The sequence below is a fragment of the Thalassobaculum sp. genome, from assembly GCF_040219615.1.
Classification (GTDB): domain Bacteria; phylum Pseudomonadota; class Alphaproteobacteria; order Thalassobaculales; family Thalassobaculaceae; genus Thalassobaculum_A.
Genome location: NZ_JAVJSE010000009.1, coordinates 34,016 through 59,733, shown reverse-complemented (window position 1 = coordinate 59,733; position 25,718 = coordinate 34,016). Strand labels below are relative to the sequence as shown.

General features: G+C 70.3%; 27 protein-coding genes. 20 read left to right on the top strand and 7 right to left on the bottom strand.

The features are described from left to right. The first annotated feature begins 141 nt into the window (after window positions 1-141). Entirely contained in the window at window positions 142-654 is a 513-nt protein-coding gene (locus RIC31_RS04400) for an invasion associated locus B family protein (protein WP_350103421.1), read from the top strand. 57 nt (window positions 655-711) lie between these two features. After that, a complete protein-coding gene (rlmN, locus tag RIC31_RS04395; protein ID WP_350103418.1) occupies window positions 712-1,887 on the top strand; it encodes a dual-specificity RNA methyltransferase RlmN in 1,176 nt (391 codons plus the stop codon). A gap of 28 nt (window positions 1,888-1,915) precedes the next feature. On the opposite strand, the gene RIC31_RS04390 is transcribed toward rlmN, so the two are convergent. Beyond that, a complete protein-coding gene (locus RIC31_RS04390) occupies window positions 1,916-2,260 on the bottom strand; it encodes a hypothetical protein (protein WP_350103416.1) in 345 nt (114 codons plus the stop codon). Window positions 2,261-2,465: 205 nt separating this feature from the next. On the opposite strand from RIC31_RS04390, the gene RIC31_RS04385 reads away from it, so the two are divergent. After that, the gene (locus tag RIC31_RS04385; protein WP_350103414.1) at window positions 2,466-3,197 is read left to right on the top strand and encodes a Bax inhibitor-1/YccA family protein; all 732 of its coding nucleotides are present in this window, start codon (window positions 2,466-2,468) and stop codon (window positions 3,195-3,197) included. 153 nt (window positions 3,198-3,350) lie between these two features. Beyond that, window positions 3,351-3,797 carry a hypothetical protein gene (locus RIC31_RS04380; RefSeq protein ID WP_350103412.1) on the top strand — a complete coding sequence of 149 codons (447 nt, stop codon included), beginning with the start codon at window positions 3,351-3,353 and terminating at the stop codon, window positions 3,795-3,797. Between the two features lie 110 nt (window positions 3,798-3,907). On the opposite strand, the gene RIC31_RS04375 is transcribed toward RIC31_RS04380, so the two are convergent. Both RIC31_RS04375 and RIC31_RS04370 read right to left on the bottom strand, forming a co-directional pair. Beyond that, the gene (locus tag RIC31_RS04375; RefSeq protein WP_350103410.1) at window positions 3,908-4,402 is read right to left on the bottom strand and encodes a hypothetical protein; all 495 of its coding nucleotides are present in this window, start codon (window positions 4,400-4,402) and stop codon (window positions 3,908-3,910) included. A gap of 13 nt (window positions 4,403-4,415) precedes the next feature. After that, a complete protein-coding gene (locus RIC31_RS04370; RefSeq protein WP_350103408.1) occupies window positions 4,416-4,775 on the bottom strand; it encodes an XkdD/Y8K6 family phage-associated protein in 360 nt (119 codons plus the stop codon). 176 nt (window positions 4,776-4,951) lie between these two features. On the opposite strand from RIC31_RS04370, the gene RIC31_RS04365 reads away from it, so the two are divergent. After that, window positions 4,952-5,716: a hypothetical protein gene (locus RIC31_RS04365; protein WP_350103406.1), complete on the top strand. Its 765-nt coding sequence runs from the start codon at window positions 4,952-4,954 to the stop codon at window positions 5,714-5,716. Between the two features lie 32 nt (window positions 5,717-5,748). Here RIC31_RS04365 and RIC31_RS04360 read toward each other — a convergent pair whose 3' ends face one another. Then, window positions 5,749-7,974 carry a PAS domain-containing sensor histidine kinase gene (locus RIC31_RS04360; RefSeq protein WP_350103404.1) on the bottom strand — a complete coding sequence of 742 codons (2,226 nt, stop codon included), beginning with the start codon at window positions 7,972-7,974 and terminating at the stop codon, window positions 5,749-5,751. 138 nt (window positions 7,975-8,112) lie between these two features. On the opposite strand from RIC31_RS04360, the gene trhA reads away from it, so the two are divergent. Continuing rightward, on the top strand, window positions 8,113-8,757 hold the full coding sequence (gene trhA / locus RIC31_RS04355) for a PAQR family membrane homeostasis protein TrhA (protein WP_350103401.1): 645 nt from the start codon (window positions 8,113-8,115) through the stop codon (window positions 8,755-8,757). A gap of 124 nt (window positions 8,758-8,881) precedes the next feature. Next, complete coding sequence (locus RIC31_RS04350; RefSeq protein WP_350103399.1) at window positions 8,882-9,145, top strand: DUF6455 family protein; 264 nt, start codon at window positions 8,882-8,884, stop codon at window positions 9,143-9,145. Window positions 9,146-9,236: 91 nt separating this feature from the next. Here RIC31_RS04350 and RIC31_RS04345 read toward each other — a convergent pair whose 3' ends face one another. Beyond that, window positions 9,237-10,820 carry a cadherin-like domain-containing protein gene (locus tag RIC31_RS04345; RefSeq protein WP_350103397.1) on the bottom strand — a complete coding sequence of 528 codons (1,584 nt, stop codon included), beginning with the start codon at window positions 10,818-10,820 and terminating at the stop codon, window positions 9,237-9,239. 169 nt (window positions 10,821-10,989) lie between these two features. Here RIC31_RS04345 and RIC31_RS04340 point away from each other — a divergent pair, with 169 nt between their 5' ends. Continuing rightward, window positions 10,990-11,703, top strand: coding sequence for a response regulator (locus RIC31_RS04340; RefSeq protein WP_350103395.1), 714 nt, complete (start codon window positions 10,990-10,992; stop codon window positions 11,701-11,703). Here RIC31_RS04340 and RIC31_RS04335 read toward each other — a convergent pair. Next, the gene (locus RIC31_RS04335; protein WP_350103392.1) at window positions 11,700-12,872 is read right to left on the bottom strand and encodes a pyridoxal-phosphate-dependent aminotransferase family protein; all 1,173 of its coding nucleotides are present in this window, start codon (window positions 12,870-12,872) and stop codon (window positions 11,700-11,702) included. The genes RIC31_RS04340 and RIC31_RS04335 overlap by 4 nt on opposite strands. A 206-nt stretch (window positions 12,873-13,078) precedes the next feature. On the opposite strand from RIC31_RS04335, the gene RIC31_RS04330 reads away from it, so the two are divergent. From RIC31_RS04330 to RIC31_RS04320, 3 genes are all read left to right on the top strand, one after another. Further along, window positions 13,079-13,666: a response regulator gene (locus tag RIC31_RS04330; protein WP_350103390.1), complete on the top strand. Its 588-nt coding sequence runs from the start codon at window positions 13,079-13,081 to the stop codon at window positions 13,664-13,666. Next, window positions 13,663-14,169: a hypothetical protein gene (locus tag RIC31_RS04325; RefSeq protein WP_350103388.1), complete on the top strand. Its 507-nt coding sequence runs from the start codon at window positions 13,663-13,665 to the stop codon at window positions 14,167-14,169. The genes RIC31_RS04330 and RIC31_RS04325 overlap by 4 nt, the downstream gene beginning before the upstream one ends. A gap of 102 nt (window positions 14,170-14,271) precedes the next feature. Further along, a complete protein-coding gene (locus RIC31_RS04320; RefSeq protein ID WP_350103386.1) occupies window positions 14,272-15,021 on the top strand; it encodes an SDR family NAD(P)-dependent oxidoreductase in 750 nt (249 codons plus the stop codon). Between the two features lies 1 nt (window position 15,022). On the opposite strand, the gene mtgA is transcribed toward RIC31_RS04320, so the two are convergent. After that, complete coding sequence (gene mtgA / locus RIC31_RS04315; RefSeq protein ID WP_350103383.1) at window positions 15,023-15,691, bottom strand: monofunctional biosynthetic peptidoglycan transglycosylase; 669 nt, start codon at window positions 15,689-15,691, stop codon at window positions 15,023-15,025. Between the two features lie 161 nt (window positions 15,692-15,852). Here mtgA and RIC31_RS04310 point away from each other — a divergent pair, with 161 nt between their 5' ends. From RIC31_RS04310 to RIC31_RS04270, 9 genes are all read left to right on the top strand, one after another. After that, the gene (locus RIC31_RS04310; RefSeq protein WP_350103381.1) at window positions 15,853-16,947 is read left to right on the top strand and encodes an SPFH domain-containing protein; all 1,095 of its coding nucleotides are present in this window, start codon (window positions 15,853-15,855) and stop codon (window positions 16,945-16,947) included. Window positions 16,948-16,952: 5 nt separating this feature from the next. Then, window positions 16,953-17,417, top strand: a complete 465-nt coding sequence (locus tag RIC31_RS04305) for an NfeD family protein (protein WP_350103378.1) — start codon at window positions 16,953-16,955, stop codon at window positions 17,415-17,417. Between the two features lie 139 nt (window positions 17,418-17,556). Continuing rightward, window positions 17,557-19,332, top strand: a complete 1,776-nt coding sequence (locus tag RIC31_RS04300; protein ID WP_350103375.1) for a sensor histidine kinase — start codon at window positions 17,557-17,559, stop codon at window positions 19,330-19,332. Continuing rightward, a complete protein-coding gene (locus RIC31_RS04295) occupies window positions 19,329-20,690 on the top strand; it encodes a sigma-54-dependent transcriptional regulator (protein ID WP_350103372.1) in 1,362 nt (453 codons plus the stop codon). The genes RIC31_RS04300 and RIC31_RS04295 overlap by 4 nt, the downstream gene beginning before the upstream one ends. A 225-nt stretch (window positions 20,691-20,915) precedes the next feature. After that, complete coding sequence (locus RIC31_RS04290) at window positions 20,916-21,215, top strand: hypothetical protein (RefSeq protein ID WP_350103371.1); 300 nt, start codon at window positions 20,916-20,918, stop codon at window positions 21,213-21,215. 43 nt (window positions 21,216-21,258) lie between these two features. Next, window positions 21,259-22,272, top strand: a complete 1,014-nt coding sequence (locus RIC31_RS04285; RefSeq protein ID WP_350103370.1) for a hypothetical protein — start codon at window positions 21,259-21,261, stop codon at window positions 22,270-22,272. 318 nt (window positions 22,273-22,590) lie between these two features. Further along, on the top strand, window positions 22,591-23,595 hold the full coding sequence (locus RIC31_RS04280) for a TRAP transporter substrate-binding protein (protein WP_350103369.1): 1,005 nt from the start codon (window positions 22,591-22,593) through the stop codon (window positions 23,593-23,595). A 131-nt stretch (window positions 23,596-23,726) separates the two neighbouring features. Further along, the gene (locus tag RIC31_RS04275; protein ID WP_350103368.1) at window positions 23,727-24,302 is read left to right on the top strand and encodes a TRAP transporter small permease; all 576 of its coding nucleotides are present in this window, start codon (window positions 23,727-23,729) and stop codon (window positions 24,300-24,302) included. 15 nt (window positions 24,303-24,317) lie between these two features. Further along, window positions 24,318-25,718 carry a TRAP transporter large permease gene (locus tag RIC31_RS04270; RefSeq protein WP_350103367.1) on the top strand — a complete coding sequence of 467 codons (1,401 nt, stop codon included), beginning with the start codon at window positions 24,318-24,320 and terminating at the stop codon, window positions 25,716-25,718.

Below are 25,718 nucleotides of genomic sequence, written 5' to 3'. Positions count from 1 at the left end.
TACCCGCAGCGGCGGTTCCGGCGAAAGTCATGCCGTTGCCTTGATGTCGCCCGATCGCCCGCATTGAATTCCGTTGCTGGGAATGGCATGCCATCCTTGGCAGCGTGATATGGGACGGACGTGCGAGGAACCATGCGGCGGATGCGCGCGAGGGCTATCGGCTCTCTGGTATGGCTCGGTCTGGTGGCGGTCGGCGGCGGGGCACTCGCGCAGACCGTGATCCCGGGCGGCGAGAATGGCGACTGGAAGGCCTACACCTTCAAGAAGGGCCAGGCGACGGTCTGCTACATGGCGAGCGCGCCGAAGAAATCCGTCGGCGACTACAGCAAGCGGGACCCCGCCTTCGTGCTGGTCACCAACGATCCGACCACCGGCGGGCGCGGCGAAGTCAGTTTCGTGGCGGGCTATCCCTACAAGGACGACAGCACCGTCAGCGTGGCGATCGGCGGTCGGACCTTCGACCTGTTCACGGCGGCCGACAAGGCGTGGACCCAGGGCCCGGAGGACGACCGCGACATGGTGGAGGCGATGGTCAACGGCGCCGACATGGTGGTGAAGGGCATCTCGTCGCGCGGCACCGAGACCACCGACACCTATTCGCTGATCGGCTTCACCGCCACCAAGAAGACCATCGACAAGACCTGCCCGAAATAGCCGGCGGAACCAGCGGAACGCTTGCGTCGCGGGCCTTGCCGACGCATATGTGTCGCCATGTCCGATCTTGCCGCGACCCCTGATACGAGCGCGACCGAAGCGCGTGCCGAACTGCTGGCCTTCGCCGGCCGTCCGGCCGTCGCCGATCCGCGCCCGGACCTGATCGGGCTGGAGCGCGATGCGCTGGCGGCGGCGCTGGCGGAGATCGGCCTGCCGAAGTTCCGGGCCGGCCAGATCTGGCATTGGCTCTACCACCGCGGCGTCACCGATTTCCAGGCGATGACCACGCTGGCGAAGCCGCTCCGCGGCCGGTTGGCGGAGACCTTCCGGATCTCGCGACCGGCGGTGGTGACCCGCCAGGACAGCGTCGACGGCACCATCAAGTGGCTGCTGCGGTTCGCCGACGGCAACGAGGCGGAGGCCGTGTTCATCCCGGAGGAGGATCGCGGCACGCTCTGCGTCTCCTCGCAGGTGGGCTGCACGCTGACCTGCTCGTTCTGCCACACCGGGACCCAGCGCCTGGTGCGCAACCTGACGCCGGCGGAGATCGTCGGCCAGGTGCTGGTCGCGCTCGACCACCTGGGCGGCTATCCGACCAGCCAGCCCGACCGCCGTCTCACCAACATCGTTCTGATGGGCATGGGCGAGCCGCTGTACAATTTCGACGGCGTGGCCTCGGCGCTGCGGATCGTCATGGACGGCGAGGGCATCGCCCTGTCGAAGCGGCGGATCACGCTGTCGACCTCCGGCGTGGTGCCGATGATGGCGCGCTGCGGGGCCGAGCTCGGGGTCAACCTGGCGATTTCGCTGCACGCCACCACCGACGCGGTCCGCGACGAGCTGGTGCCGATCAACCGCAAATGGCCGATATCCGAGCTGCTGGACGCCTGCCGGAGCTATCCGGGCCTGAACAACGCGCGCCGTATCACCTTCGAATACGTCATGCTGGCCGGCGTCAACGACGCGCCCGAGGACGCCCGGCGGCTGGTCGCGCTGATCGACGGCATCCCGGCCAAGATCAACCTGATCCCGTTCAACCCTTGGCCGGGCTCGAACTACGTGTGCTCGGACGACGACACCATCGAGCGGTTCGCCCAGGTGGTGCTCAAGGCCGGCTACGCCTCCCCGGTGCGCACGCCGCGCGGCCGCGACATCCTGGCCGCCTGCGGCCAGCTCAAGAGCGAGAGCGCCAGGCTCAACCGCCGCGAGGCGCGTGCCGCCGCGGCCGAGTGACCCCGGCTTTTCCCGCGGTCGCCGGATCCTAGTCGAGCGGCGGCCCCTCGGTCTCGCGCTCCGGTTTGCCGACGGTCTCGATCCGGTAGCCCACGCCCTTCTCCGGCGGCAGCGGCGACAGGTGGCTCAGAAGGCCGTGCCGGCGGGCCTCCAGAAGCAGGCGGCCGATCGGCTGGAACAGGGTCTCGCCACCGCCCTCCGGCGGCGGCTGCAGCTGGACACGGATGCTGCGCGGTTCCGTGAAGCGGTTGCGCTCCAGCATCCGGCGCACCGACTCCTCGGCATGCAGGCGGTCGAGGCCGCGCAGATCCAGTTCGTAGTCGGCGTCCGCGCCGGCCGCGGACAGCCTTCGCAACAGGCGTTCGGGGTCCATTCCCGCCTCCTCTCGGCGCCCCTCAGGTAGCGCGGTCCGGCGCGGGCGACAAGCGGCTCGACGGCGGTCGCCGGTCGGCCGGACGGTTCCGGCCCGGAAGTCGCCGAATCGCGAACGGTTTCGGTCCGGCCCGTATTGAATGGTCGCCCTGCCCGCCTTATCTTCTCAGCATCTCCGACCGTGTCGGCACAGCATGAGGTTTCAGATGGACTATGATCGCAAATACATGAGCCGGGCCGACGCCGATGTCGCGCACTACGACGTCGGGCTCCGCCAGTACATGCTCGGCGTCTACAACCACATGGTGGCGGCGCTTGCCTTCACCGGCCTGGTCGCGTTCGGCACCACGCTGCTGGCGGTCCAGGACGGCGCGCTGACCGGCTTCGGCCAGGCGATCTACCTGTCGCCGCTGAAGTGGGTGATCATGTTCGCCCCGATCGGCATGGTGTTCCTGCTGTCGGCGCGCGTCAGTTCGATGTCGCTCGGCGGCGCCCGGATCGCGTTCTACGTGTTCGCGGCCCTGATGGGGCTGTCGCTATCGTCGGTGTTCATGGTCTTCACCGGCGAGAGCGTGGCGCGGGTGTTCTTCATCACCGCCGCCGCCTTCGGCGGGCTCAGCCTGTACGGCTACACCACCAAGCGCGACCTGTCGGGCTTCGGATCGTTCCTGATCATGGGGCTGTTCGGCATCATCATCGCCTCGATCGTGAACATCTTCCTGGCCTCGACGGCCCTGCAGTTCGCGATCTCGGTGATCGGCGTGCTGGTGTTCTCCGGCCTGACCGCCTACGACACCCAGCAGATCAAGGAGATGTACAACGAACTCGACGGCTCGGACGTCGCCGGCAAGAAGGCGATTATGGGTGCGCTGAGGCTGTACCTCGACTTCATCAACCTGTTCATCATGCTGCTGCACCTGTTCGGCAATCGCGAATAGCGCGGCCGCCGCGACACGATCGGAGGGCCCCGCCGGGAAACCGGCGGGGCCTTTTTGTTGAGCCGTAGCCGAGACTGCTTAGGCTTTGGGCTGACTTGCGGATTCCGAGCCGATACAATGCCCGCAACTGGGCGGGGCCGGTGAGGGCGAGGGATGGCGCAGAGTCTCTACGAGGTGCATACGCTGAAAGGGGGGCAGTGGGTCATCGACTCCACCTACCCGGACCGCGAGTCCTCGATCGAGGTCGCCAAGCAGTTGCACGGCGAGAAGCGCTTCGACGGCGTCAAGGTCATCCGGGACACCTTCGATCCCAAGACCGGCGACGGCAAGGAGATCGTCGTCTACGACACTTCGAAGGCGCCGCGCGAGAAGTCGGCGGCGCCCCCGCCGGCCGCCGCCAAGGCGGCCGAGGCGGCGGCCGCAGTCGCCGCCACGGGCTCGGCGCCGTCGCGGCCGGCCGGCAAGCCCAGGAAGGGCCGGAACCAGGACGTCTCGGTCGCCGTGAAGGCGATACTGTGGCTGACCGTGATCCTGGTCGGCGGCCTCGGCGTGCTGTACCTGGTGTCCAAGGCCGGCGACTTGATGGGCAAGGGGTTCTAGCCCTTCGCGGCCCTCGCTTCGCGAGGGCACCTCAGGATGTGGAGCCCGGACGGACGAGCGGCTTGCGCTCCACATCCTGAGGCGCCCCGCGACAGCGGGGCCGCGAAGGGCTACGGCCACGGCATCTCCCAGCGCTTCATCCCGGCCTTCTCGAAGTATTCGTCGTAGTCGGTCGGCGGGCCCGCGAGGTTGTGGATCAGCCGCACCAGGCTGTACTGCATGGCCGGGATGGCGATCGGCGGGTTCCAGTCGCGCGGCATCGGCAGCAGGCAGCGATGCCGGTCGACCGCGACCACGGTCTCGCGGTATATCAGGCGTCCTTCCAGAAAGATGTCGAGATAGCGCGTGCGGGCGTTCTCGGTGGCGAACGGATTGCTCGCCGGCAGATCGTAGGCGCCCTGCTCGACCAGGCCGTAGGCCATCGAGATCGCCAGGTCGGGCCGGTAGCTGAACGCCACCAGGTGCTCGTCGGACTGCAGTCGGTCCCGGCCGCCGTCGTCCTTGAGGGTCTCGACGATCCTGTGCCTGAAGGTCGGCCGGAACAGGATCGTCCAGTCCTGGACGCTGCTGCCGGCGACGATCTCCAGCAGGTCGCGAAGGTTCATCGCGGCCCCCGCTTCAGGTCGATTCCAGGCGTCGGTCGTGCGGGTCGCGCTTCGGCCATTCGGGCAGCCGCTTGCCGGTCACTTCCTCGAGCGAAGTGCGGGCGTTCTCGATGATCATGCGGGACTTGGCGGAGATCCGCGGGCTGTCCTCGATGGCGGAGACCACCTCCGGCTGCGAGATGATGAGCATCAGCTCGTCCAGGCTCTCGCACAGGTCGGCGGCGCCGGCGATGATGCGGGAATTGCCGTCGCGCTCCTCGGCCTTTCCGGTCCAGGACATGGTGCCGACCTGCTGGGGGGCGCCGCCCCGGCTGTACGACCACAGCTCTCCGTTCGGGCGCATCTTCCAAGGGCCAGGAGTATAGCGCGGCACGATGAATCTCCTCACCTAGACGGTCGATGGTACCGAGCACCAAGGTCGACCACAACTGCCTCCCCGGAACCGGCCGCGGCCGGTTCCGGCGGGTGGATTCCTAAAGCGCACGGCAGTTGCTACCATGCGAGTCGGAAACCGAGTCACGGCGAACGGCCGGCGGGGAGGCGAGGACCGTGCAGCGACTGATCCTGGCACTGATGGTGGTGGCGACGACGACGGGATGCGGGGTCGACACCCTGCTGCAGACGCCGGGCGACCGGCGCGAGGAGGTCGCGGCCGCGGTCGCCGAGGCCCTGGAGGCCGAGAAGGGCTGGCAGACAAGGTTCGTCGAGCGCCGGACCGAGGCGATGCTGGCGGAGCAGCAGGAGGTCGCGGCGCGCACCCAGGCCATCGATCAGCGCACGAAGCTCCTGCAGGACCAGCTCGACGACGTCGCGCGCCGGGTGCCGTCGATCGCCGACGCCGGGTTCGGCCGGGCGCAGTCCGCGCCGGCTCCCGCAGTCGGAGTGGCCCGTGCCGAGGTCGATGCGCTGCGCCAGGACCTGGAGGCGATGACCGGCGCGGTGGCCCAGCTGCTGGGCGAGCGCGAGCGCAGCGAGGCCGAGACGAACGCCCGGTTCGAGCGTCTGGAGCTGCGGACCAGCAGCCTGGCGTGGCCGGACGACCGGGGCGCCGAGCAGGGGGTGCACCTGGCGTCGTACCGGACCCACGAGAATGCCCTGCAGGGCTGGGAGGTGCTGCAGAAGCGCCACCGCGCGATCCTCGGGGCCGAGACTCCGACTTTCGTCGAAGTGGAGACCGTCGCCGGGCGCTATGTCCGGCTGTTCGTCGGCGTCGGCCACGCCGAGAGGGTTCTTCAGGGCATCCGGGACGGTGTGCGCAGCGGTGGCGACTACGCCATGGTGCTGCCGCTGCCGGCGGCCGGTCCGGGCAGCTGAGAGCTTGAGAATTTGTTCCGGCGGCGCCGGGCTCAGCGGCGCGCGGCGGTCGCGGCGGCCGGCGCGACCGCCGGTTCGGCCGGGAACAGCACCGTCACCGTGGTTCCCGCACCGGGCGCGCTTTCCAGCGACACGGTCCCGCCGTGCAGGTCCATGAAGTGCCGGACCAGCGGCAGGCCGAGCCCGGCACCGTCGTATCTCCGGCCGAAGCCGGCGTGCAGCTGCGTGAAGGGCTCGAAGGCCGAGTCGATCAGATGGTCGGGAATGCCGATGCCGCGGTCGACGACCCGCAGCCCGTTGCTGGACCCGGCCTCCACGTACTGCACCAGCACCTCGGCCCCTTCTTGCGAGAACTTGATGGCGTTGCCGACCAGGTTGAGGATGATCTGCCGCAGGCGCTGCATGTCGGCATGCAGCGGCGGTGCCCCGGCCGGGACCTCGTTGCGCAGCCCGACCCCGGCCTCCAGGGCGCGTTGCCGCAGCATGCGGAAGCAGCCCTCGACCACGGATATCGGTGCCACCGGCGCCACCGTCAGGTCGATCTTGCCGGCCTCGACCCGGGCGATGTCGAGAATGTCGTTGATCACCCCCAGAAGGTGCTGGCCGCTCTGCCTGATGTCGCGGGCGTAGCCGGTGTAGCGCGGCCCGAGCGGGCCGAAGCGCTCCTCGGCCATCAGGTCGGCGAAGCCGATGACGGCATTCAGCGGGGTGCGCAGCTCGTGGCTCATATTGGCCAGGAACGTGCTCTTGGCGAGGTTCGCGGTCTCGGCGGCGATCTTGGCGGTCTGCAGGTCGCGGGTGGCGCGGCGCAGTTCGGTGATGTCCGTGTAGGTCGTCACGAAGCCGCCGCCCGGCATCGGCTGGCCGCGGATCTCCAGCACGGTCCCGTCGGGCCGGATGCGGGCGACCGCGTGCGGCTCGAACCGCCGGGCGGCTTCCAGCGCCCGCGCCACATGGGCCTCGACGTCGACGTCGCCGTACTCGCCGCGCTCGGCGTTGTAGCGGATGAACGCCTCGAACGGATCGCCGATCCGGAACCGGTCGCGGGGAAACCCCAGCAGGTCCAGGAACCGCGTGTTGAAGGCCCGCGCCTTCAGGTCGGCGCCGACCACGCTGATGCCCTGGGCCATGTTCTCGAACACGGTCTCCAGCAGCGCGCTGTTGGCCGCGACCGCCCGCCGCGCCGCGACCTCCTCGGTCACGTCGGTGCTGGTCCCGCGATAGCCGACGAACCGGCCGTCGCCGTCGAACACCGGCTTGCCGCTGGCCCGGAAGTGGCGGAGCTCGCCGGACGGCCGGCGGAACGCGTATTCGAAACCGTGGAACGGCCGGTGCGCCGCCATGTCGTCCATGTGCCGGCGCCAGGCGTCGGCGTCCTCGACATGCGCCGCCTCCCGGCGGGACTTCCCCAGCAAGGTCTCCTTCGGCGCGCCGATCGCGCGCTCCACCCGGTCCGAGAAGAACGAGAAGCGCAGCTGCTCGTCGGTCTCCCAGATCCAGTCGGCCGCCATGTCGGCGACGTCCCGGAACCGCTCCTCGCGCTCGTGGATGGCGCGCTGGGCCAGGGCGAGGCGGAGCTGCGTGCGCTTGCCGAGGGCCAGCACCAGCGTCGCCAGCACGACGGCCAGCCCCGCCAGGCCGGCACCGACCAGCCGGGCGATGCTGCGCGCCAGCTCGCCGAGCTGCCGGGAGAACCGGTCCTCGATGTCCGACAGGCGGGCGTCGACCGTCTCGACCTCGGCCAGCAGCCGTTCGCGCGCCGGCCGGTCGGCCGGCATGTCGGCCCAGGCCCGCTGCAGCTTGCCGGCCAGGGCGTCGATCCGCAGCATCTCCAGGTCGGCGTCGCGCCACAGCTGGGCGGCCGGGTCGAGCAGGGCGGTGGCGCTGAAGATCCGGTACATCCAGGCGATGCCGGCCGCGTCCTCGGGGTGGATGTTGCCACCGATCAGGAACGGATAGCTGTTCCCGACGGGCAGGTCTGGCTGCTCGAGGATGTCGCGCGCGATTCCGAGGCTCGCCGGCAGGTAGATGTCCCGCCGGTAGCGATGGAGGTCCTCGGGCGACCCGGTGGCCGCGTAGCGGCGCAGGGATGCCACCCCGCTCAGATGGCCCTTGGCGTAGTAGGTCGCGCCGCCGCTGTAGCTGCGGATGATGTCGACGGCCGCGATGCCGCCGATGCTGGCGGTGATGAGAACCGCAAGGATCAGCAGCATCGCGCCGATGAAGATCGTCAGGGTGCGCGAGGTCGAACTGGGCATGTCGCATCGTGGTTCCGGATCGGCCTTGCAGGATGAACGAAACCGATTGTCGAATCGTTAATGTCGACACGCTTCGGTAGCAGGACGTGCCGATGCCGAGGGGATTGAGCCGCGGTGGCGCCTGGGCACAATGCCGGCATGGATGCGGCACCCACCTACACCGCGGCCGAGTACCGGGCCGACCGCGCGGTGCATCTGGCCGGGCTGGTCGCGGCACCGGCCGCCGTCGGATTCCTGTTGCTGACGGCGCTGCTGGCGGGCAAGGGCCCACTGGCGATCCTCGGTGTCTCGGTCTACGGGGCGGGCCTGCTGACCATGCTGGCCTGCTCGGCGCTGTACAACCTGCGGCCCGGCTCGCCGTCGAGCGAATGGCTGCGCCGCTGCGACCACGCCGCGATATACGCGATGATCGCCGGCACCTACACGCCGTTTACCCTGTTGTGGCTGCCGCGCGACTGGGGCTGGCAGTTCTGCCTGGCGGTCTGGTCGGTGGCGGCCTTCGGGATCGCGCTGAAGCTCGCCTGGCCGCGCCGGCTCGAGCGCCTGTCGATCGCCCTGTACCTGGCGCTCGGCTGGTCGATCCTGCTGGTGATCGGGCCGATCACGGCGGCGCTGCCCGCCGAAGCCGAGATCCTGCTGGTGGCCGGCGGCGTGCTGTACAGCCTGGGGGTGGTGTTCCACCTGTGGCGGCGCCTGCCCTACCAGAACGCCATCTGGCACGGATTCGTGCTGGCGGCCGCCGCCTGTCACTTCGCGGCGATCGCCGTCGGGCTGGCCGGCTGACCGCCGGCTGACCGGTTCCCGGGCGGTTTTGATCCATCGCAAGGACCGTCGGACCGCCGGGCGGGCATGATCCGTGCCGGTCCCGGGGCGGACATCCGCCCGGGCAGGCAAGCGGAGGACGGTCATGCTCGGCACGCGCTGGTTCGAGGAACACGCCAAGCTGTTCGGCTGGATGGCCGGGCGTCACGATGTCGACTGGACCAGGGTGGACGGGCCGGCCGGCGCCGTGGCGGTCCGCCATGCGGTCAACACCTGCCTGTCCTGCCGGGAGGTCGAGACCTGCCGGGAGGCCCACCGCGACCCGCAGGCCGCCCCGGCGCCCGCCGATTTCTGCCCGAACGCGGCGCGCTTCGCTTCGTGGTCGCGCGGGGTCGCGCCGGCGGAGTGAGCGCCCCGACGCTCAGGCGCCGGGGCGCCGCCCGAACGACGACGGCCGCCGGAGGACCGGCGGCCGTCGGGCCTCGCTGAAGGTCGGGCGATCAGCCGAACAGGCTGCTCGAATACTGGTAGGTGGCGTCGGCATGGGCCGCCAGGTCCTTGGCGGACAGGCCGGGGACGCTGCCGCCGGCCGCGTAGTCGATGTCCTCGTCGCCGTCGAGCAGGAACAGCTGCCCCTCGCCCGGGCCGAGGTCGGCGTTGTGGTTGTTGCCGGCCTTGATCGAGACCGCCAGCAGCTCGTAGTCGTCGTAGTGCTGATCGACGAAGCTGCCGATGTTGACGTCGTCCAGGTCGCTGATGCCGCCGTTCCAGCCGTCGACCTTGACCTTGAGGATCTCGCCGTCGTCGTCCTGCAGGTAGAACACGACGTTGGAGATCGCCTGCGCCTGGCCCTTCTTGTTGAGGAACTCGGCGAACTGCTCTACCGGCTCTTCCGGGGCGTTGGCGATGCCGGTGACGGTGATGTCGACGCTGGCGGTGTCGTAGCCGCCGTTGCCGTCGGCGATCTGGTACACGAAGCCGTCGGTGGCGGTCTCGCCCGCGTCCAGCGCGTCGAAGGCGCCGTTCGGGTCGTATTCGTAGCTGCCGTCGGCGGCCACCGTCACCAGGGCGCCGGAGCCCAGGGTCACGGTCCCGCCGACCGCCGAGGCGTCGCCGTTGACCGCCGCGACCTGGATGCTGTCGAGCCGGTCGACGTCGCCGTCGTTGTCCAGCAGGCTGCCGGTGATCGCGGTCGCCTCGTCGGTGGTCGCGGCGTCGTCGCCGGCGGTCGGGTCGTCGTTGACGCCGGTGATCTCGACCGTGAAGGCGGCGTCGTCCGAGCCGCCGTTGCCGTCGTCGACCGACACGGTGAAGGTCTGCGCGACGGTCTCGCCGACCGAGAGCGAGTCGGCGCCGCCGGCGTCGAGCAGGTAGCTGCCGTCGGCGTTGACCGTGACGGTGGCGCCGCCGTCCAGCACGACGGTCTGGCCGACCAGCCCGGAGTCGCCGTCGACCGCGGTGACGGTCGCCCCGTCGGCGATGCCGTCGGCGTCCGCGTCGGTGGCGTCGAGGTCGACGTCGTTGGCGAACAGGTTGCCGGCGGCGCTGCCGTTCTCGACGGTGGCGGCCGCGTCGTCGAACGCGTCGACCGCGAACGGCGTGAAGCCGTACAGCTTGTCGGAGGCGCTGCGGTCGCCGCCTTCCTCGCCGACCGAGGTCTGGCGGACCGCGACGCCGCCCAGCGCGATGTCGTCCAGGGTCAGGCCGCGCAGGCTCGACGACAGCGTGAAGCTGGTGGACTGGATGTCGTCGCCGGCGGCGCCGGCGGTGCCGAACTCGATGCCGATCTCGTAGGGCCCGTCCGGCACGCCGGAGACGGTGGCGCCGTTGCCCAGGTTGGTGACGCTGCCCGACTGGTCGAACTCGGTGATGTCGCTGCCCGACACCGCCAGCGAACCCAGCAGGCCGTCGTCCGCGACGTCGAGGAACAGCGCCCGCAGGTCGCCGATCAGGTTGTCGGCGTCGCCGGTGTTGCTGATCGTGAAGGACAGCGAGCCGTCGGCCTGCTCGTTGACGGTTACCGTCGCCGGCGCCATCGCGTCGTCGCCGGTCTGGGTGTCGAGGGTGAAGGTCAGCGAGCGCATTGCACGTCCCCGTCTTGCAGCGGGAACCGGACCGGCGTTTGTGCCGGAGCGATGCGGCGACGGCCCCCACGGCCGACTCCGTCACTGTCCCGCAATTCCCGGGAGCGAATATCGGAGTATTTAGTTGGGATTTTATGTATAGATTGTTTGGGAATTGTTTGGAGGGGGCGTGAGCACCGGACCGAAGGCGCATGTGCTCGTTGTCGAGGACGATGCGCCGAGCCGCGCGATCCTCGCCTATCTGGCCGAGGACCAGGGGCGGGCCCGGGTCTCGCAGGCGGCCTCGGCGCGCGAGATGCACGCGATCCTGGCCCGCGACGCCGCCAACCTGATCATCCTCGACCTGAACCTGCCCGACGAGAGTGGGTTGTCGCTGGCCCGCCAGTTGCGCACCCGATCGGAGGTGCCGATCATCGTGGTCACCGGCGACGACTCGCGGGACACCCGGCTGGCGGCCCTCGAAATCGGCGTCGACGACTTCCAGACCAAGCCCTACGACCTCAAGGAACTGGGCCTGCGCATCCGCAACCAGCTTCGCCGCTCGATGGCGATCCGGCGTCCCGGGCAGCTGGAGAGCTCGGCCCGGGTGGCGTTCGCGGGCTTCGTCCTCGACCACAGCGAACGGATCCTGGAGCGCGCCGAAGGCCCCGCCGTCCATCTGACGCCGAATGAGTTCATGATCCTGGCGGCGCTGCTGCGGCGGCGGAACTCGTCGGTGTCGCGGGCCAGCCTGCTGGACGCCATCGGCGACTCCGGCGACGGTCCGTCCGACCGCGCAGTCGACATCTACATCAAGAACCTGCGGGCCAAGATCGAGAGCGATCCGCGGACCCCGGTGATCATCGCCACGGTCCGCGGCTTCGGCTACCGGCTGGTGGGCTAGGGATTCAGCACCTCGGCCGCCGCCGCCAGCCCGGCCGCCTCGTCCGGCCGGCCGCCCAGGTCGCGCACCGCCGACGCCAGGTGGTGCAGGTCGGTCAGGATGTCGCCGTCGCTGACCGCGCCCATGGTGCCGATCCGCACCATCCGGTGCTTCAGGTCCTCGAACCGGGTGCCGGCGACGATGGTGTTGTAGCCGTCGGCCAGCCGGTCGATCAGCGCGGTCGCGTCGATCCCCTCGGGCGCCAGCAGGACCACCAGGGTCGGGCTCGGCGTGCCCTTCGGGAACACCGAGAAGCCGAGGGCGGCGGCCCCTGCGGCGAGCGCCGACGACAGCCGCCGGTGGCGGGCGAGGGCGGCGTCGAGGCCTTCCTCGCCGATCATGGTCAGCGCCTCGTGCAGGGCGTTCATCATCGACACCGGCGCGGTGTAGGTCGGCTCGCCCTTGTCGGCGTTCGGTCGCATCCGGGTGTAGTCGAAATAGCTGCGCGGCCCACGGTCGGCGCGACTGACGACCTCCCAGGCCTTGTCGCTGACCGAGGCCAGCGCCAGGCCCGGCGGACACATCAGTGCCTTCTGCGAGGCCGAGACCACCACGTCGACCCCCCACTCGTCGGCCCGCATCTCGGCGCCGCCCAGCGCGCTGACCGAGTCGACCGCGAGCACCGCCGAGGTCTGCCGGACGATCGCGCCGAGCGCCTTCAGGTCGGTCAGCGCGCCGGTCGAGCTCTCGCTGTGGACCGCCAGCACGGCGGCGTACTCCTTGGCCTTCAGGGCGCGCTCGATGCCTTCCAGGTCGACCGGCGAGCCCGGCGGGGTCGCGACGTCGTCGACCTCGGCGCCGATCGCCTCGGCCAGCCGGCGGAACACCGGCCCCCACTGGCCGTTGTTGGCGACCAGCACCCGCTGGCCCGGCCCGGCGACGTTGACAACCGCCGACTCCATGGCGCCGATGCCGGTCGAGGCGAACACGTAGGGGGCACTGCCGGGGCGCCCGATGATCGGCCTCAGCCGGGCCTGGATGTCGCGGAACCGCGCCAGGAACTCGGGGCCGCGGTGGGCGACCACCGGCTGGGCCATGGCGCGCAGGACGCGCTCGGGAACGGCGGTCGGGCCGGGCAGGCGCAGGCGGTAGGGCACGGCGTCGCCGGAGATCGGAAAGCGGGCGTTCATGATGGCGGGGACCTTCGAGATTGCAGCGCGCCATCGAAGCAGGCCGCGGGGGGCGGCGCAATTGCGCGTTTACGCGGATCGGCCGGCGCCGCGCAATTTCCGGCGCTGCGGCAAGTACTGAATCGCAAGGGTTCGGTAACCAATGTATGCCCAAATCGTAGACTACAGGGCGCTCACCTGCTGCGACCCGACAAGAGGAACACACGGTGGCGGATCGATACGACTTCTCGCGGGTCAGCATCCTGGTGGCCGACGGCAACCGTTTCATGCGGCAGACCATCAGCCATCTGCTGCGGGCCTTCGGCTTCAAGACGATCATCGAGTGCGACGACGGGGCCGACGCCTTCGAGCAGATGCGCGCCCAGGCGGTCGACATCATCATCTGCGACGCCATCATGGATCCGCTCGACGGCCTGGATTTCACGCGGCTGGTGCGGCAGGCGCCAGACTGCAAGGCGCACGAGGTCCCCGTCATCCTGCTGACCGGCCATTCGGAGCATTTCCGGGTGCTGCAGGCGCGCGACCTCGGGGCCAACGAGTTCCTGGTCAAGCCGGTGTCCGCCGACACCCTCTGGCGGCGGCTGGTGCATGTGGTCGAGGAGCCGCGGGCGTTCGTCAGGGCCGGCCGGTTCGTCGGGCCGGATCGCCGCCGCCACCGCGAGGACGACTTCGAGGGCGTCGAGAAGCGGGCCGGCGGTGCCGTCGGCACCCTGTCGCAGGCGGAGGTCGCGGCCCTGCTGGGCAACGACAACGACGGCACGGCCGAAGTAACCGCAGCGGGAGCCGTCGGATGAACGTTGTCATCACGCCGCCGAAGCAGACCCTGAAGCAGAAGGCCAAGGTCAAGGGCCGCTCCGGCGCCGGCATCAGCCACGAGGAGGCGATCGAGCTGGGCGACGCGGTGCTGGCGGAGCGCTTCGACGAGGCGCGCGCGGAGCTCGCCCGGCTGGTCGCAGAGGTCCGCGAGTCCGCCGCCGCCGCCGCGCAGCCGGTGGCCGACGACCGGGACCCGCTGCTCAAGCTCGTCCGGCAGATCGCCGACACCGGCGGGACCTTCGGCCATCACGCCATGACCAGGGTCGGCCGCTCGCTCGAGGGCTATCTGATGGCCCTCATGGGAACCGGCAGCCGGCCCGACGCGACGGTCGTCGCGCTCCACATCGAGGCGCTGGGCATGTTGCTCGGCCTCGATGCCCGCGGCGCGCTCGGCGACGGCGAGGTGCAGCTGCTCGACGGGTTGCGCAAGGTCGTCGCCAAGGCCCTGGCGCAGGCCGGTGCCGCGCCGCCCGCGGGCTGAAGCCGCGACCGCAGGCAATCCCCCGGTGACAATCCTCCGGGGACGGCGCGCCGGACGCAGGCTACAGTCTGCGCTCGACTGATATCTGAGGGACTGCAATCCATGGATCTGGGACTGAAGGGCAAGCGCGTCGTCGTCACCGGCGGGTCGCGCGGCATCGGCTACGCCATCGCCGAGGCCTGTGCCGCCGAAGGGGCGGCGGTGTCGGTGTGCGCGCGCGGCGCGGACGGCGTCGCGGCGGCGGTCGAGCGGCTGAAGCGGCATGGCGGGTTCGTGCACGGCCAGGCCTGCGACGTCGGCGACCCGGCGGCGCTCGCCGGCTATGTCGACGCGGCGGCGGCGGCGCTCGGCGGCCTCGACGTGCTGGTCAACAACCCGTCCGGCTTCGGCTCGACCGACGACGAGGACGGCTGGCGGAAGGGCATCGACGTCGACCTGATGGGGGTGGTGCGGGCCACCTGGGCGGCGCGGCCGCATCTCGAGAAGGCCGGCGGCGGGGCGGTGCTGAACATCTCCTCGATCTCCGGCGTCGGGCCGTCCGCCAACATCGCCTACGGCGCCGTCAAGGCGGCGGTGATCCAGCTGACCCAGAGCCACGCGATGACCCTGGCCAGGCAGAAGATCCGGGTGAACTGCATCGCGCCGGGCTCGATCGAGTTCCCTGGCGGCGTGTGGGCGCGCCGCAAGGCCGAGGCCCGCGAGGTCTACGACCGCACCCTGGCCAGCATCCCGTTCGGCCGCATGGGCCTGCCCGAGGAGATCGGCCGGGTGGCGGCGTTCCTGGTGTCCGACGCCGCGTCCTGGGTGACCGGCCAGACCGTCAGCGTCGACGGCGGCCAGAACCTGAAGTGACTCAGGCGCCCGGCGCGCAGTCGAGCAGCGGGCCGAGCTGGCCGACCCGGCGGCGGATCGTTGCGGCCCGCCGCAGCACGTAGTCGCCGGGCCGGCCGGCCGACCATTTCAGCGGGTTCGGCAGCACCGCCGCCAGCCGGGCCGACTCGCTCGCCGTGAGGTCGCGCGCCGGCTTGCCGAAGTGATGGCGGGCGGCGGCCTCGGCGCCGTAGATGCCGTCGCCCCATTCCACGACGTTCAGGTAGACCTCCAGGATCCGGCGCTTCGGCCACAGCAGCTCGATCAGCAGGGTCAGCGGGAACTCGATGGCCTTGCGCACCGGGTGCCGGCCCGGCCACAGGAACAGGTTCTTGGCGGTCTGCATGGTGATGGTCGATCCGCCGCCGGCCCGCTCGCCCTCGGCATAGGCCTCGACCGCCGCCGACAGCGACCGCCAGTCGATCCCCCAGTGCCCGCAGAACAGGTTGTCCTCGGCGGCGATCACCGCGCGCGGCAGGGCCGGGGCGATCTCCTCCAGCGCCACCCAGCGCCGGTCGACCGGCGCGTCGCGCAGCAGCATCAGCGGGGTCACCGGCACCGGCACCAGCCGGTAGGCCAGGACCAGCAGTACCGGCAGCCCGACCGCGACCGCCAGGGCGGCCAGGAACCAACGTCGAAGCGATCGCAGCATGCCGCGCGCGGACCCTCCTGGCGGGCGCGGTGCCGGCCGGAAGACGTTCCCGTCGTAACCCCGCGCGCGATCCCATATAAAGGTTGCGACGACGGCGATCCATGCCCCGGCACGGACCGGCCCGCGTCCGCACTGCAAGACCAGAAGGGCCGGAGCCGCCGATGCCGATCGATGCCTATCTGAACGGGACCAACATCGCGCTGGTCGTCCTCGCCGTCGTGATCGGCGTGCTGGTCGTCAAGGGTATCAAGATCGTGCCCCAGGGCGAGGAATGGACGGTCGAGCGGTTCGGGCGCTACGTGCGCACCCTGTCGCCCGGGCTCGGCCTGATCAACCCGCTGTTCAGCCGGATCGGGCGCCGCATCAACATGATGGAGACCGTGCTCGACATCCCCGAGCAGGACGTCATCACCCGCGACAACGCCTCGGTGAAGGTCGACGCCATCGTGTTCTACCAGGTGGTCGACGCCCGGCGCGCCGCCTACGAGGTGCGCGAGCTGGACCGCTCGCTGACCAACCTGGCCCTCACCAACATCCGCTCGGTGCTCGGCAGCACCGACCTGGACGAGGCGCTGTCGTCGCGCGACGAGATGAACCGCAAGATCCTGCACACCATGGACGAGGCGACCGATCCCTGGGGCACCAAGATCACCCGCGTCGAGATCCGCGACATCTCGCCGCCCACCGACCTGCTCGACGCCATGGGCGCGCAGATGAAGGCCGAGCGCGAGAAGCGCGCCCTGGTGCTGGAGGCGCAGGGCTACCGGCAGTCGCAGATCGAGCGCGCCGAGGGCGACAAGCAGGCCAAGATCCTGCAGGCGGAAGGCGACCTGGAGGCCGCCAAGCGCGAGGCCGAGGCGCGCGAGCGGCTGGCCCTCGCCGAGGCCAACGCCACCGAGTCGGTGGCGCTCGCCATCAACAAGGGCGGCCACGACGCGGTGAACTACTTCGTGGCGCTGAAATACACCGAGGCGCTGAGCGATTTCGCGCAGTCGCCGAACCAGAAGACGGTGTTCCTGCCGCTGGAGGCGACCGGGATCCTCGGGGCGATCGGCGGCATCCGCGAACTGCTCAGCGAGCTCGGACCGACGGGCGGCAATGGCGGCGGCGGTGGCGGCGGCACCAGCGCCGGCGCGCGCGCGGCGAACCGCCGCTCGGTGCCGTCCGGCGGAGCCGCGGCCCCGAGCGCCGCCGTCGCCCCGGCGAGTCCTCCGCCGGCCCCGCGCCGGCCGGCGCCCGGCAGCGATAAGGGCTGACGCCGGTGGCCGATTTCCAGCCCGAGGCCTGGCACTGGATCGCACTCGGGTTGAGCCTCGCCGCGCTCGAGATGGTCCTGCCGACCAACGTGCTGCTGTGGTTCGGGATCGCCGGCGTGGCGACCGGGCTGGTGGCCGCCGCGGTCGAGATCGGGGCGGCATGGCAGGCGGTGGTGTTCGCGACCCTGGCCTTCGTGTCGTACTTCCCGGTGCGCTGGGCGGCCCGCCGGCTGTGGAACGGCGACCAGCCGCTCGACGACACCCTGAACCGGCGCGGGCGCTCGGCGATCGGCCATACGGTCACGGTGATCGAGGCGATCGAGAACGGCTACGGCGCCGTCACCGTCGGCGACACCCGGTGGCGCGTCACCTGCAAGCAGGACGTTCCGGTCGGCCGCAAGGTCGAAGTCACTGGGGTCGACGGCACCACCCTGACGGTCAGGCCGATGCCGGCCCAGCCGGAAGAGTGATCGCGCCGGAAGCGTGATCGGGCCGGCGGGGGCGGAGTCCCGTCGCGCTTTCGCCGCAGTCGCGGCATAAACAGGGGACGGCGCCGGTCGCGGTGCCGGACGCAACCGCCGCTGTTCCAATCGCCGCCGGGCCGAGGCCGTGAGCCGACCGATCCTGATCCCGCTCTGGGCGCTGGCCCTGATGTTCGCCGTGCTGGCGATCCACCGCGGCGCGTCGCACCTGGTCCATGACGAACTGGCGGCGCAGAGCCGGGCCACGCTCGACCTCTACGTCGCCAACCTGCGCGGCCGGCTCGACAAGTTCCGCGCGCAGCCCACCCTGGTGGCCGAGCACCCGGTGACCCGGGCGCTGTTCGAGACCCCGGAGCCCGATCCCGCGGCGATCGCCGCCGCCAACCGGCTGTACGTCCGCACCGCCCGGGTGATCGGCGCCTCGGACGTCTACGTGATGGACGCCTCGGGGACCACGATCGCCGCCAGCAACTGGGACGACCGGCCGACCTTCGTCGGCCAGAACTTCGCCTACCGGCCGTATTTCATCGAGGCCATGCAGGGCCGGCTCGGCCGGTTCTTCGCGCTCGGCACCACGTCCAACCGGCGCGGCTACTACTTCGCCTTTCCGGTGCGCCGGGCCGGCGAGGTGGTCGGCGCGCTGGCGGTGAAGGTCGACGTCGAGGAGATGGAGCGGGTCTGGCACCGCCGCGACGATCACGTCCTGGTGCTCGACGACACCCGCATGGTGTTCATGTCGGACCGGCAGGACTGGCTGTACCGGCCGCTGGGTGCCCTTTCCGACGGCGAGCGGGCGCGGCTGTCCGAGACCCGGCGCTACGACCGGGTCGACCGCCCGCCGTTGCCGGTCCAGGAGGCCGCGGTGGCCGCCGCCGCACCGGTGGTGACCCTGGGCCGGGAGGCGGCGGACCGCTTCATGCGGCTCGAGGCCGACATGCCCGATGCCGGCTGGACCGTGGTGATGCTGGCCAGCACCGCGGCCGCCGACACCCGGATCGTCGCGTTCACGCTGATCGCCGGGGTCGCGCTGCTGGCGCTCTCCGGGGCATGGTGGGCGTCGGTGCAGCGCCGCCGGACCATGCGCGAGAAGCTGGAGCTGGAGGAGCGCAGCCGGGTCGCCCTGGAGCGGGCCGCCGCCGATCTCGAGCGCCGGGTCGAGGAACGCACCGCCGACCTCGCCACCGCCCGCGACGAGCTGGTGCAGGCCGAGAAGATGGCCGCCCTCGGCCAGATGCTGACCGGGCTCGGCCACGAGCTGAACCAGCCGATCACGGCGATCCGGTCCTATGCCGACAACACCCTCAAGCTGCTGGCCGCCGGCCGCATGCAGGCGGTGCAGGACAACCTGCGCACCATCGCCGACGTCACGGAGCGGGCGAACCGGCTGATCCGGCACCTGAAGTCGTTCGCCCGCAAGGGCCGGCTGACCCTCGGGACGACGCCGCTGGTCGGCGTGGTGCAGTCGGCGCTGCAGCTGGTCGCCCACCAGGCCCGCGATTCCGGGGTCGCGATCCGGGTCGGCTCCGGTATCTCCGGCACCGCCGTGAACGCCGATCCGGTGCGGCTCGAGCAGGTGTTCGTGAACCTGCTGACCAATGCCCTCGATGCGGTCGCCGGCGGCCGCGAGCGCTGGATCGTCATCGATGCGGTCGCCTCCGGCGATGTCGTCGAGATCACCGTCGCCGACAGCGGCCCCGGCATTCCGGCGGAGCGCCGCGACAGGGTCTTCGAACCGATGTACACCACCAAGGAACCCGGGGCCGGCCTCGGCCTCGGCCTGACGATTTCCTACTCGATCATGCAGGACATGGGCGGCACCCTGGCGGTGATCGAACCGCAGGGGCGAGCCGGTGCGGTGTTCCGCCTGACCCTGCGGGCCTGTCCGGCGGAGGTGGCGGCATGAGCGAGACCGGTACCGTGATCCTGATCGACGACGATCCGGACGTGCTGCGGTCGTGCGCGCAGTCGCTGGAACTGGCCGGGCTGGCGGTCGAGACCCACGAGCGCGCCGACCCGGTGCTGTCCCGGCTGGGGCCGGACACCGACGGCATCGTGGTCAGCGACATCCGGATGCCGGGGACCGACGGGCTCGCGCTGATGCGGGCGGCGCTGGCCGCCGACCGCGACCTGCCGGTGGTGCTGATCACCGGCCATGGCGACGTGCCGCTGGCAGTCGAGGCGATGCGGGCCGGGGCCTACGACTTCCTGGAGAAGCCGTTCGACCCGGAGCAGCTGGTGAACACCGTCGCCCGGGCGCTGGAGAAGCGCCGCCTGGTGCTCGAGCTGCGCGGCCTGCAGCGCGGCGATGCGGAAGGGACGGCCGACCCGGCGGCCGCGATCATCGGCGCCTCGCCGCGGATCGAGGCGCTGCGCCGGACCATCCGGTCGATCGGCCCGCGCAAGGTCGACGTGCTGATCACCGGCGAGACCGGCGCCGGCAAGGAACTGCTCGCCCGCACCCTGCACCAGAGCAGCGACCGGGCCGCCGGCCCGTTCGTCGCCATCAACTGCGGCGCGCTGCCGGAGAGCCTGATCGAGAGCGAGCTGTTCGGCCATGAGGCCGGCGCCTTCACCGGGGCCCAGCGCCGCCGCATCGGCCGGTTCGAGTTCGCTCATGGCGGCACCGTCTTCCTCGACGAGATCGAGTCGATGCCGCTGGATCTGCAGGTCCGGCTGCTGCGGGTGCTGCAGGAGCGCACCATCGAGCGGGTCGGCTCGAACCTGGCGGTGCCGGTGGACGTGCGGGTGATCGCCGCCACCAAGGACGATCTGCGCGAGCGGGCGGAGCGCGGCGGGTTCCGCGAGGACCTCTACTACCGCCTGGCGGTGGCGCCGATCGCGATCCCGGCGCTGCGCGAGCGGGCCGAGGACATCCCGGTGCTGTTCGAGCATTTCCGGCACCGCTACGCGGCCCGGCACGCGGTCGACGTGGGCCCGCTCGACCCGGCGCTGCTGACCCGGCTGCGGGCCCATCGCTGGCCCGGCAACGTGCGCGAGCTGCAGCATGCCGCCGAGCGGGCGGTGATCGGCCTCGACCCGCTGATGGCCGACCCCCGGGAGGCCGAGCCCGGCGGGCATGCCGGCCTCGCCGCCCAGGTCGACCGCTTCGAGAAGGCGGTGATCGAGGCCACCCTGTCGGAGACCGGCGGCTCGGTCACCGACGCCCATGCCCGGCTCGGGATCGGCCGCAAGACCCTGTACGAGAAGATGCAGCGTCTCGGCGTCGACCCGGACCGGTTCCGCGGCGGGCCGCAGGCCTGAGGGCAGGGAGGCGCAGGGCTTCCGGCGCGCTCGACAGCGGCGATTCCCGTCCCCATCTGGAGGGGAATGCCTCGCGGGCAAGCCGCGGCGCGCCGGTCCCGGATGGCGGTTCCGGGGTGGTCAGGCCGAGCCGTCGCCGGGCCGGCGCGGCTTCCCGCGGTGTCCGGACCCGGCTACACTGGCGGTCGGCCCGGGCGGGACCGCGACGAGACTGGAGAACGGCCGATGGCCTCGAACTACCGGTTCACGAAAGGCGGCAGCAGCGCCTTCCTGACGACGATGAAGTCGGCGTCAAGCCGCGGGCCAGGGCGCCGCAACATGACGGAAGTCCTGTCGGTAATGCGCGAGCTGGAGCCTGGCCCCATGTCGATGGAGCAGCTCTCGAAGCGGTTCCCGTTGGCCGAGAGCATCGTGTTCGGACTGATGAACGACCGCCTGCTGGAACACACCACGCATAACGGCGACCCGGCCGTCCAGCTGACCGAGACCGGCCGGGACTTCCTGAAGAGGAGCGCCGCGTTCTAGGCAAAAAAAATTTTCCGGGAAACTTACCATAGGGGGTGCGGGGATGGTGTTTTTTGGCGTTCCGCTGACGCTGTACATCCTTGTGGCCCTCTTCGGTAGCATGGCGGGCGGCGGCGAGCTCGTGTCGCGGTACCAGGATTCCCCGGTATCCGCGGTCAGGACGGCCCCGGGCCTCCTGTACATCGCGGTGAACGCGATGGCGGCGGTCGGGGCGCTGGTGATCGCCGGCCTGCTGGCGGCCGACCAACCCGGCGGCCGGGAGCCGGGTTTCGTTCTCCCGACGAAGGAACTCCTGAACCTCGTGCTGGTCGCCGGCTTCGGGTCGCTCGCGTTCTTTCGCGCCAAGCTGGTGACGCTCCGGGTCGGCGACAGCGATGTCGGCGTCGGGCCGAGCTTCGTGCTCGAGATCATCCTGAAGGCGGCCGACCGGGCGGTCGACCGTGAACGCGCCGAGCCGCGGGCCAAGACGATCAGCGAGATCATGGCGTCGGTGTCGTTCGAGGAAGCGAAGATCGTGCTCCCGTCCTACTGCTTCGCGGTAATGCAGAACGTTTCGGTCGAGGAGCAGCAGCGGGTCGCGCTGGAAACCGACGCCCTGTCGAACGCGCAGATGCCGGACCGGGTGAAGGCCCTGAACCTCGGCCTGCTCCTGCTGAACATCGTCGGCGAGAAGGTGCTGCGCATCGCGGTGGAGAACCTGCAGCGCGAATTCACCGCGGTCGGTTCGATGCTGGTGGCGATCGACAAGGAGATGAGCAAGATCGACTTCGAGAAGGCGGCGCTCAACCTCGCCCCGCTGTGCGCCGAAATGGCGGAGATGGACGAGGAGGACCGGGTCGATTTCGGGTTCCAGGTCCAGAAGCTGCGGGGCGCCAGTCTTTCCGACCGGACACGCCGCTACCTGCTTGGCCTGCTGCTCATCCGGGCCTTCGGATACGAAATCGTCGAGCGGGCGATCACCGCGGTCGGGGCCGACATCCGGACCGCCGACCAGGCCGCCGACCGGGCCGCCGACCAGGCCGCCGGGCCGGCCGACGATCGGCCGCCGAACGAATGACCGTCGCCCGGCCCGGCATCGATCGAACGCCCGGCGGATGAGCCGTTCCGCGCCTGCCCGGCGGAGACGCGGCGCAGGCTGTGTGGAAACGCACACGGCGATCCCGGCGGCCTGTGCGGAATTCCACACGCTCGCGCTTCCCATTGCGCCGCAGCAATTTTGTTCTGCGGTGCGGGAAGTTTCTGCAACAAACCGTCATTTCCCGCCATGCCGGCAACGCCAGGGCCCGGGACGGCTTTGGTACGCCGCTTGCGCTTAGGGGCGCATAGAAACGCCGGCCGACCTGCGCCGGCGTCGGGATCCGACGGGAGGAAATCCATGCGCTACACCCTGACGGCCGCGGTCGCGGCGGCCGCCCTGATGGCCGTGTCCGGCCCGGCCTTCGCGAGCTGCGAAGCCGGCGAGACCGTGATCAAGTTCAGCCACGTGGTCGCCGCCAAGGGCAACCCGAAGGGCGAGGCCGCCACGCTGCTCGCCGAGCGCGTCAACAAGGAGATGAACGGCAAGGTCTGCGTCGAGGTCTACCCGAACTCGCAGCTGTTCGACGACAACAAGGTCCTCGAGGCCATGCTGCTCGGCGACGTGCAGATGGCGGCGCCGTCGGTGTCGAAGATGGAGGACTACTCGCTGGCCTTCCAGGTGTTCGACCTGCCGTTCATGTTCGACGACATCGCCGCGGTCGACCGCTTCCAGCAGTCGCCGAAGGGCCAGGCCCTGCTGCGCTCGGTCGAGGACAAGGGCCTGCTCGGCCTCGGCTACTGGCACAACGGCATGAAGCAGCTGTCGGCCAAGAAGCCGCTGCAGGTGCCGGCCGACGCCAAGGGCCTGAAGTTCCGCATCCAGCCCTCCGACATCCTGCAGGCGCAGTTCGAGGCGCTCGGCGCCAGCCCGCAGAAGCTGGCGTTCAAGGAGGTCTACGGCGCCCTGCAGACCGGCGTCGTCGACGGCCAGGAGAACACCTTCTCGAACATCTACACCCAGAAGTTCTTCGAGGTGCAGGACGGCATCACCGAGACCAACCACGGCATCATCGACTACATCGTGGTGACCTCGGCCGAGTTCTGGAACGGCCTGCCGGGCGACGTCCGCGCCCAGCTGACCACGATCTTCAACGAGGTGACCGCCGAGAAGAACACGCAGTCCCTGGAGATCAACAACCAGAACAAGCAGAAGATCATCGACGCCGGCACCACGGTCCGGCAGCTGACCGCCGAGCAGCGGGCGGCCTGGAAGGCCGCGATGAAGCCGGTCTGGGACAAGTTCGGGCCGAATATCGGCGACGACCTGATCCAGGCGGCGCAGTCGGCCAGCGCCACCAACTGATCGACCAGCCTCGCGGGGTGGCGGCACGGGCGACCGTGCCGCCGCAGCCGTGTCCATCCGGGCGACGCGCGGCCCGGGCCGCCTGACGGACGTCGCAACGACAACACGCGCTGTGTTTGGGGGGATTGAGCATGCAGGCCGTCTCGGACTGGGTCGACCGCATCGAGCGCGCCATTCTGGCGTTCCTGATGGCGACCATGACGATCGTCACCTTCAGCCAGGTGATCGCCCGCTACGTCTTCAACTCCGGCTGGGTCTCGGCGCTAGAGCTGACGACGATCTGCTTCGCCTGGCTGGTGCTGTTCGGTTGCTCCTACGGCCTGAAGATCGGCGCCCATCTCGGGGTCGACGCGCTGATCCGGCTGTTCCCGAAGCCGGTGTTCCGCGGCTTCGTGCTGCTCGGCGTGGCCTGCTGCGTGATCTATGCCGGGATCTTCTTCTACGGGTCCTGCGGCAACCCGTTCGTCACCGGCAAGCTCTGCGGATCCGGCTACGTCGGCAAGATGGCCAAGATCGGCCTGCGCACCGAGGACCTGCACTGGCCGCGCTGGGCGGTCTACTCGATCCTGCCGATCGGCATGGTCCTGTTCGCCTTCCGGGCGATCGAGGCCGGCTGGGCAATCGTCACCGGACGCCGCGAATCCCTCGCCGCCGGCCATGAAGCCGAGGACCTCGTTCGTGAGAACGAAGGCGTCCTCAAGGGCTGAGCGGGGAGAAAAATTATGGAATCGCTCGTTCTCTTCGCGATGGTCCTGGGGCTGCTGTTCCTGGGCGTGCCGATCGCGATCTCGCTCGGGCTCGCCAGCCTGACCGCGATCATCCTGTTCTCCAACGACTCGCTGGCCTCGATCGCGCTCAAGTTCTACGAGAGCTCGGAGCACTACACGCTGCTGGCGATCCCGTTCTTCATCCTGGCCTCGGCCTTCATGTCGACCGGCGGCGTGGCGCGCCGGATCATCCGCTTCGCGATCGCCACGGTCGGCTCGTTCCGCGGCGGCCTGGCGATGGCCGGCGTGTTCGCCTGCATGATGTTCGCGGCACTGTCCGGGTCGTCGCCGGCGACGGTGGTGGCGATCGGCACCATCGCGATCGCCGGCATGCGCCAGGTCGGCTACTCCAAGGAGTTCGCGGCCGGCGTGATCTGCAACGCCGGGACGCTGGGCATCCTGATCCCGCCGTCGATCGTGATGGTGGTCTACGCCGCCGCCACCGACGTGTCGGTCGGCCGGATGTTCCTGGCCGGCGTCATCCCCGGCCTGGTCGCCGGGCTGATGCTGATGGTCGGTATCTACATCGCCGCCCGGATCAAGAACCTGCCGGCCCAGCCCTGGGCCGGGCTCGGCGAGATCGGCGACGCGCTGGCCGACGCCTCCTGGGGCCTGTTCCTGATCGTGATCATCATCGGCGGCATCTACGGCGGCGTGTTCACGCCGACCGAGGCGGCGGCGGTGGCAGCGGTCTACAGCTTCCTGATCGCGCTGTTCGTGTACCGCGACATGGGGCCGCTGAAGGGCCAGCCCTGGCGCCGCGGCGACGAGGGGATCGGCGCGGCGGCCGGGCGGAACCTGTGGCTGGTCGCCACCCGGTTCCTGCCCGCCTGCTTCCACGGCGAGACCCAGAAGGTCATGCACGACGCGGTGAAGACCACGGTCATGCTGATGTTCATCATCGCCAACGCCCTGCTGTTCGCCCATGTGCTGACGACCGAGCGGATTCCGCAGTCGATCACCGACTGGATGCTCGGGGTCGGTTTCAACTGGTGGACCTTCCTGCTGGCGGTCAACCTGCTGCTGCTGCTCGGCGGGCAGTTCATGGAGCCGTCGGGGCTGCTGCTGATCGTGGCGCCGGTGGTGTTCCCGATCGCCGTGCAGCTCGGGGTCGACCCGATCCACCTGGGCATCATCATGGTGGTGAACATGGAGATCGGCATGATCACGCCGCCGATCGGGCTCAACCTGTTCGTCACCTCGGGGATAACGGGCATGAGCCTGGTCCAGGTGGTGCGGGCGGCCGCCCCCTGGGTGATGATCCTGTTCCTGTTCCTGATCCTGGTGACCTACGTGCCGGGCCTGTCGACCTGGCTGCCGACCACCCTGATGGGGCCGGAGATCGTCACGCGCTGA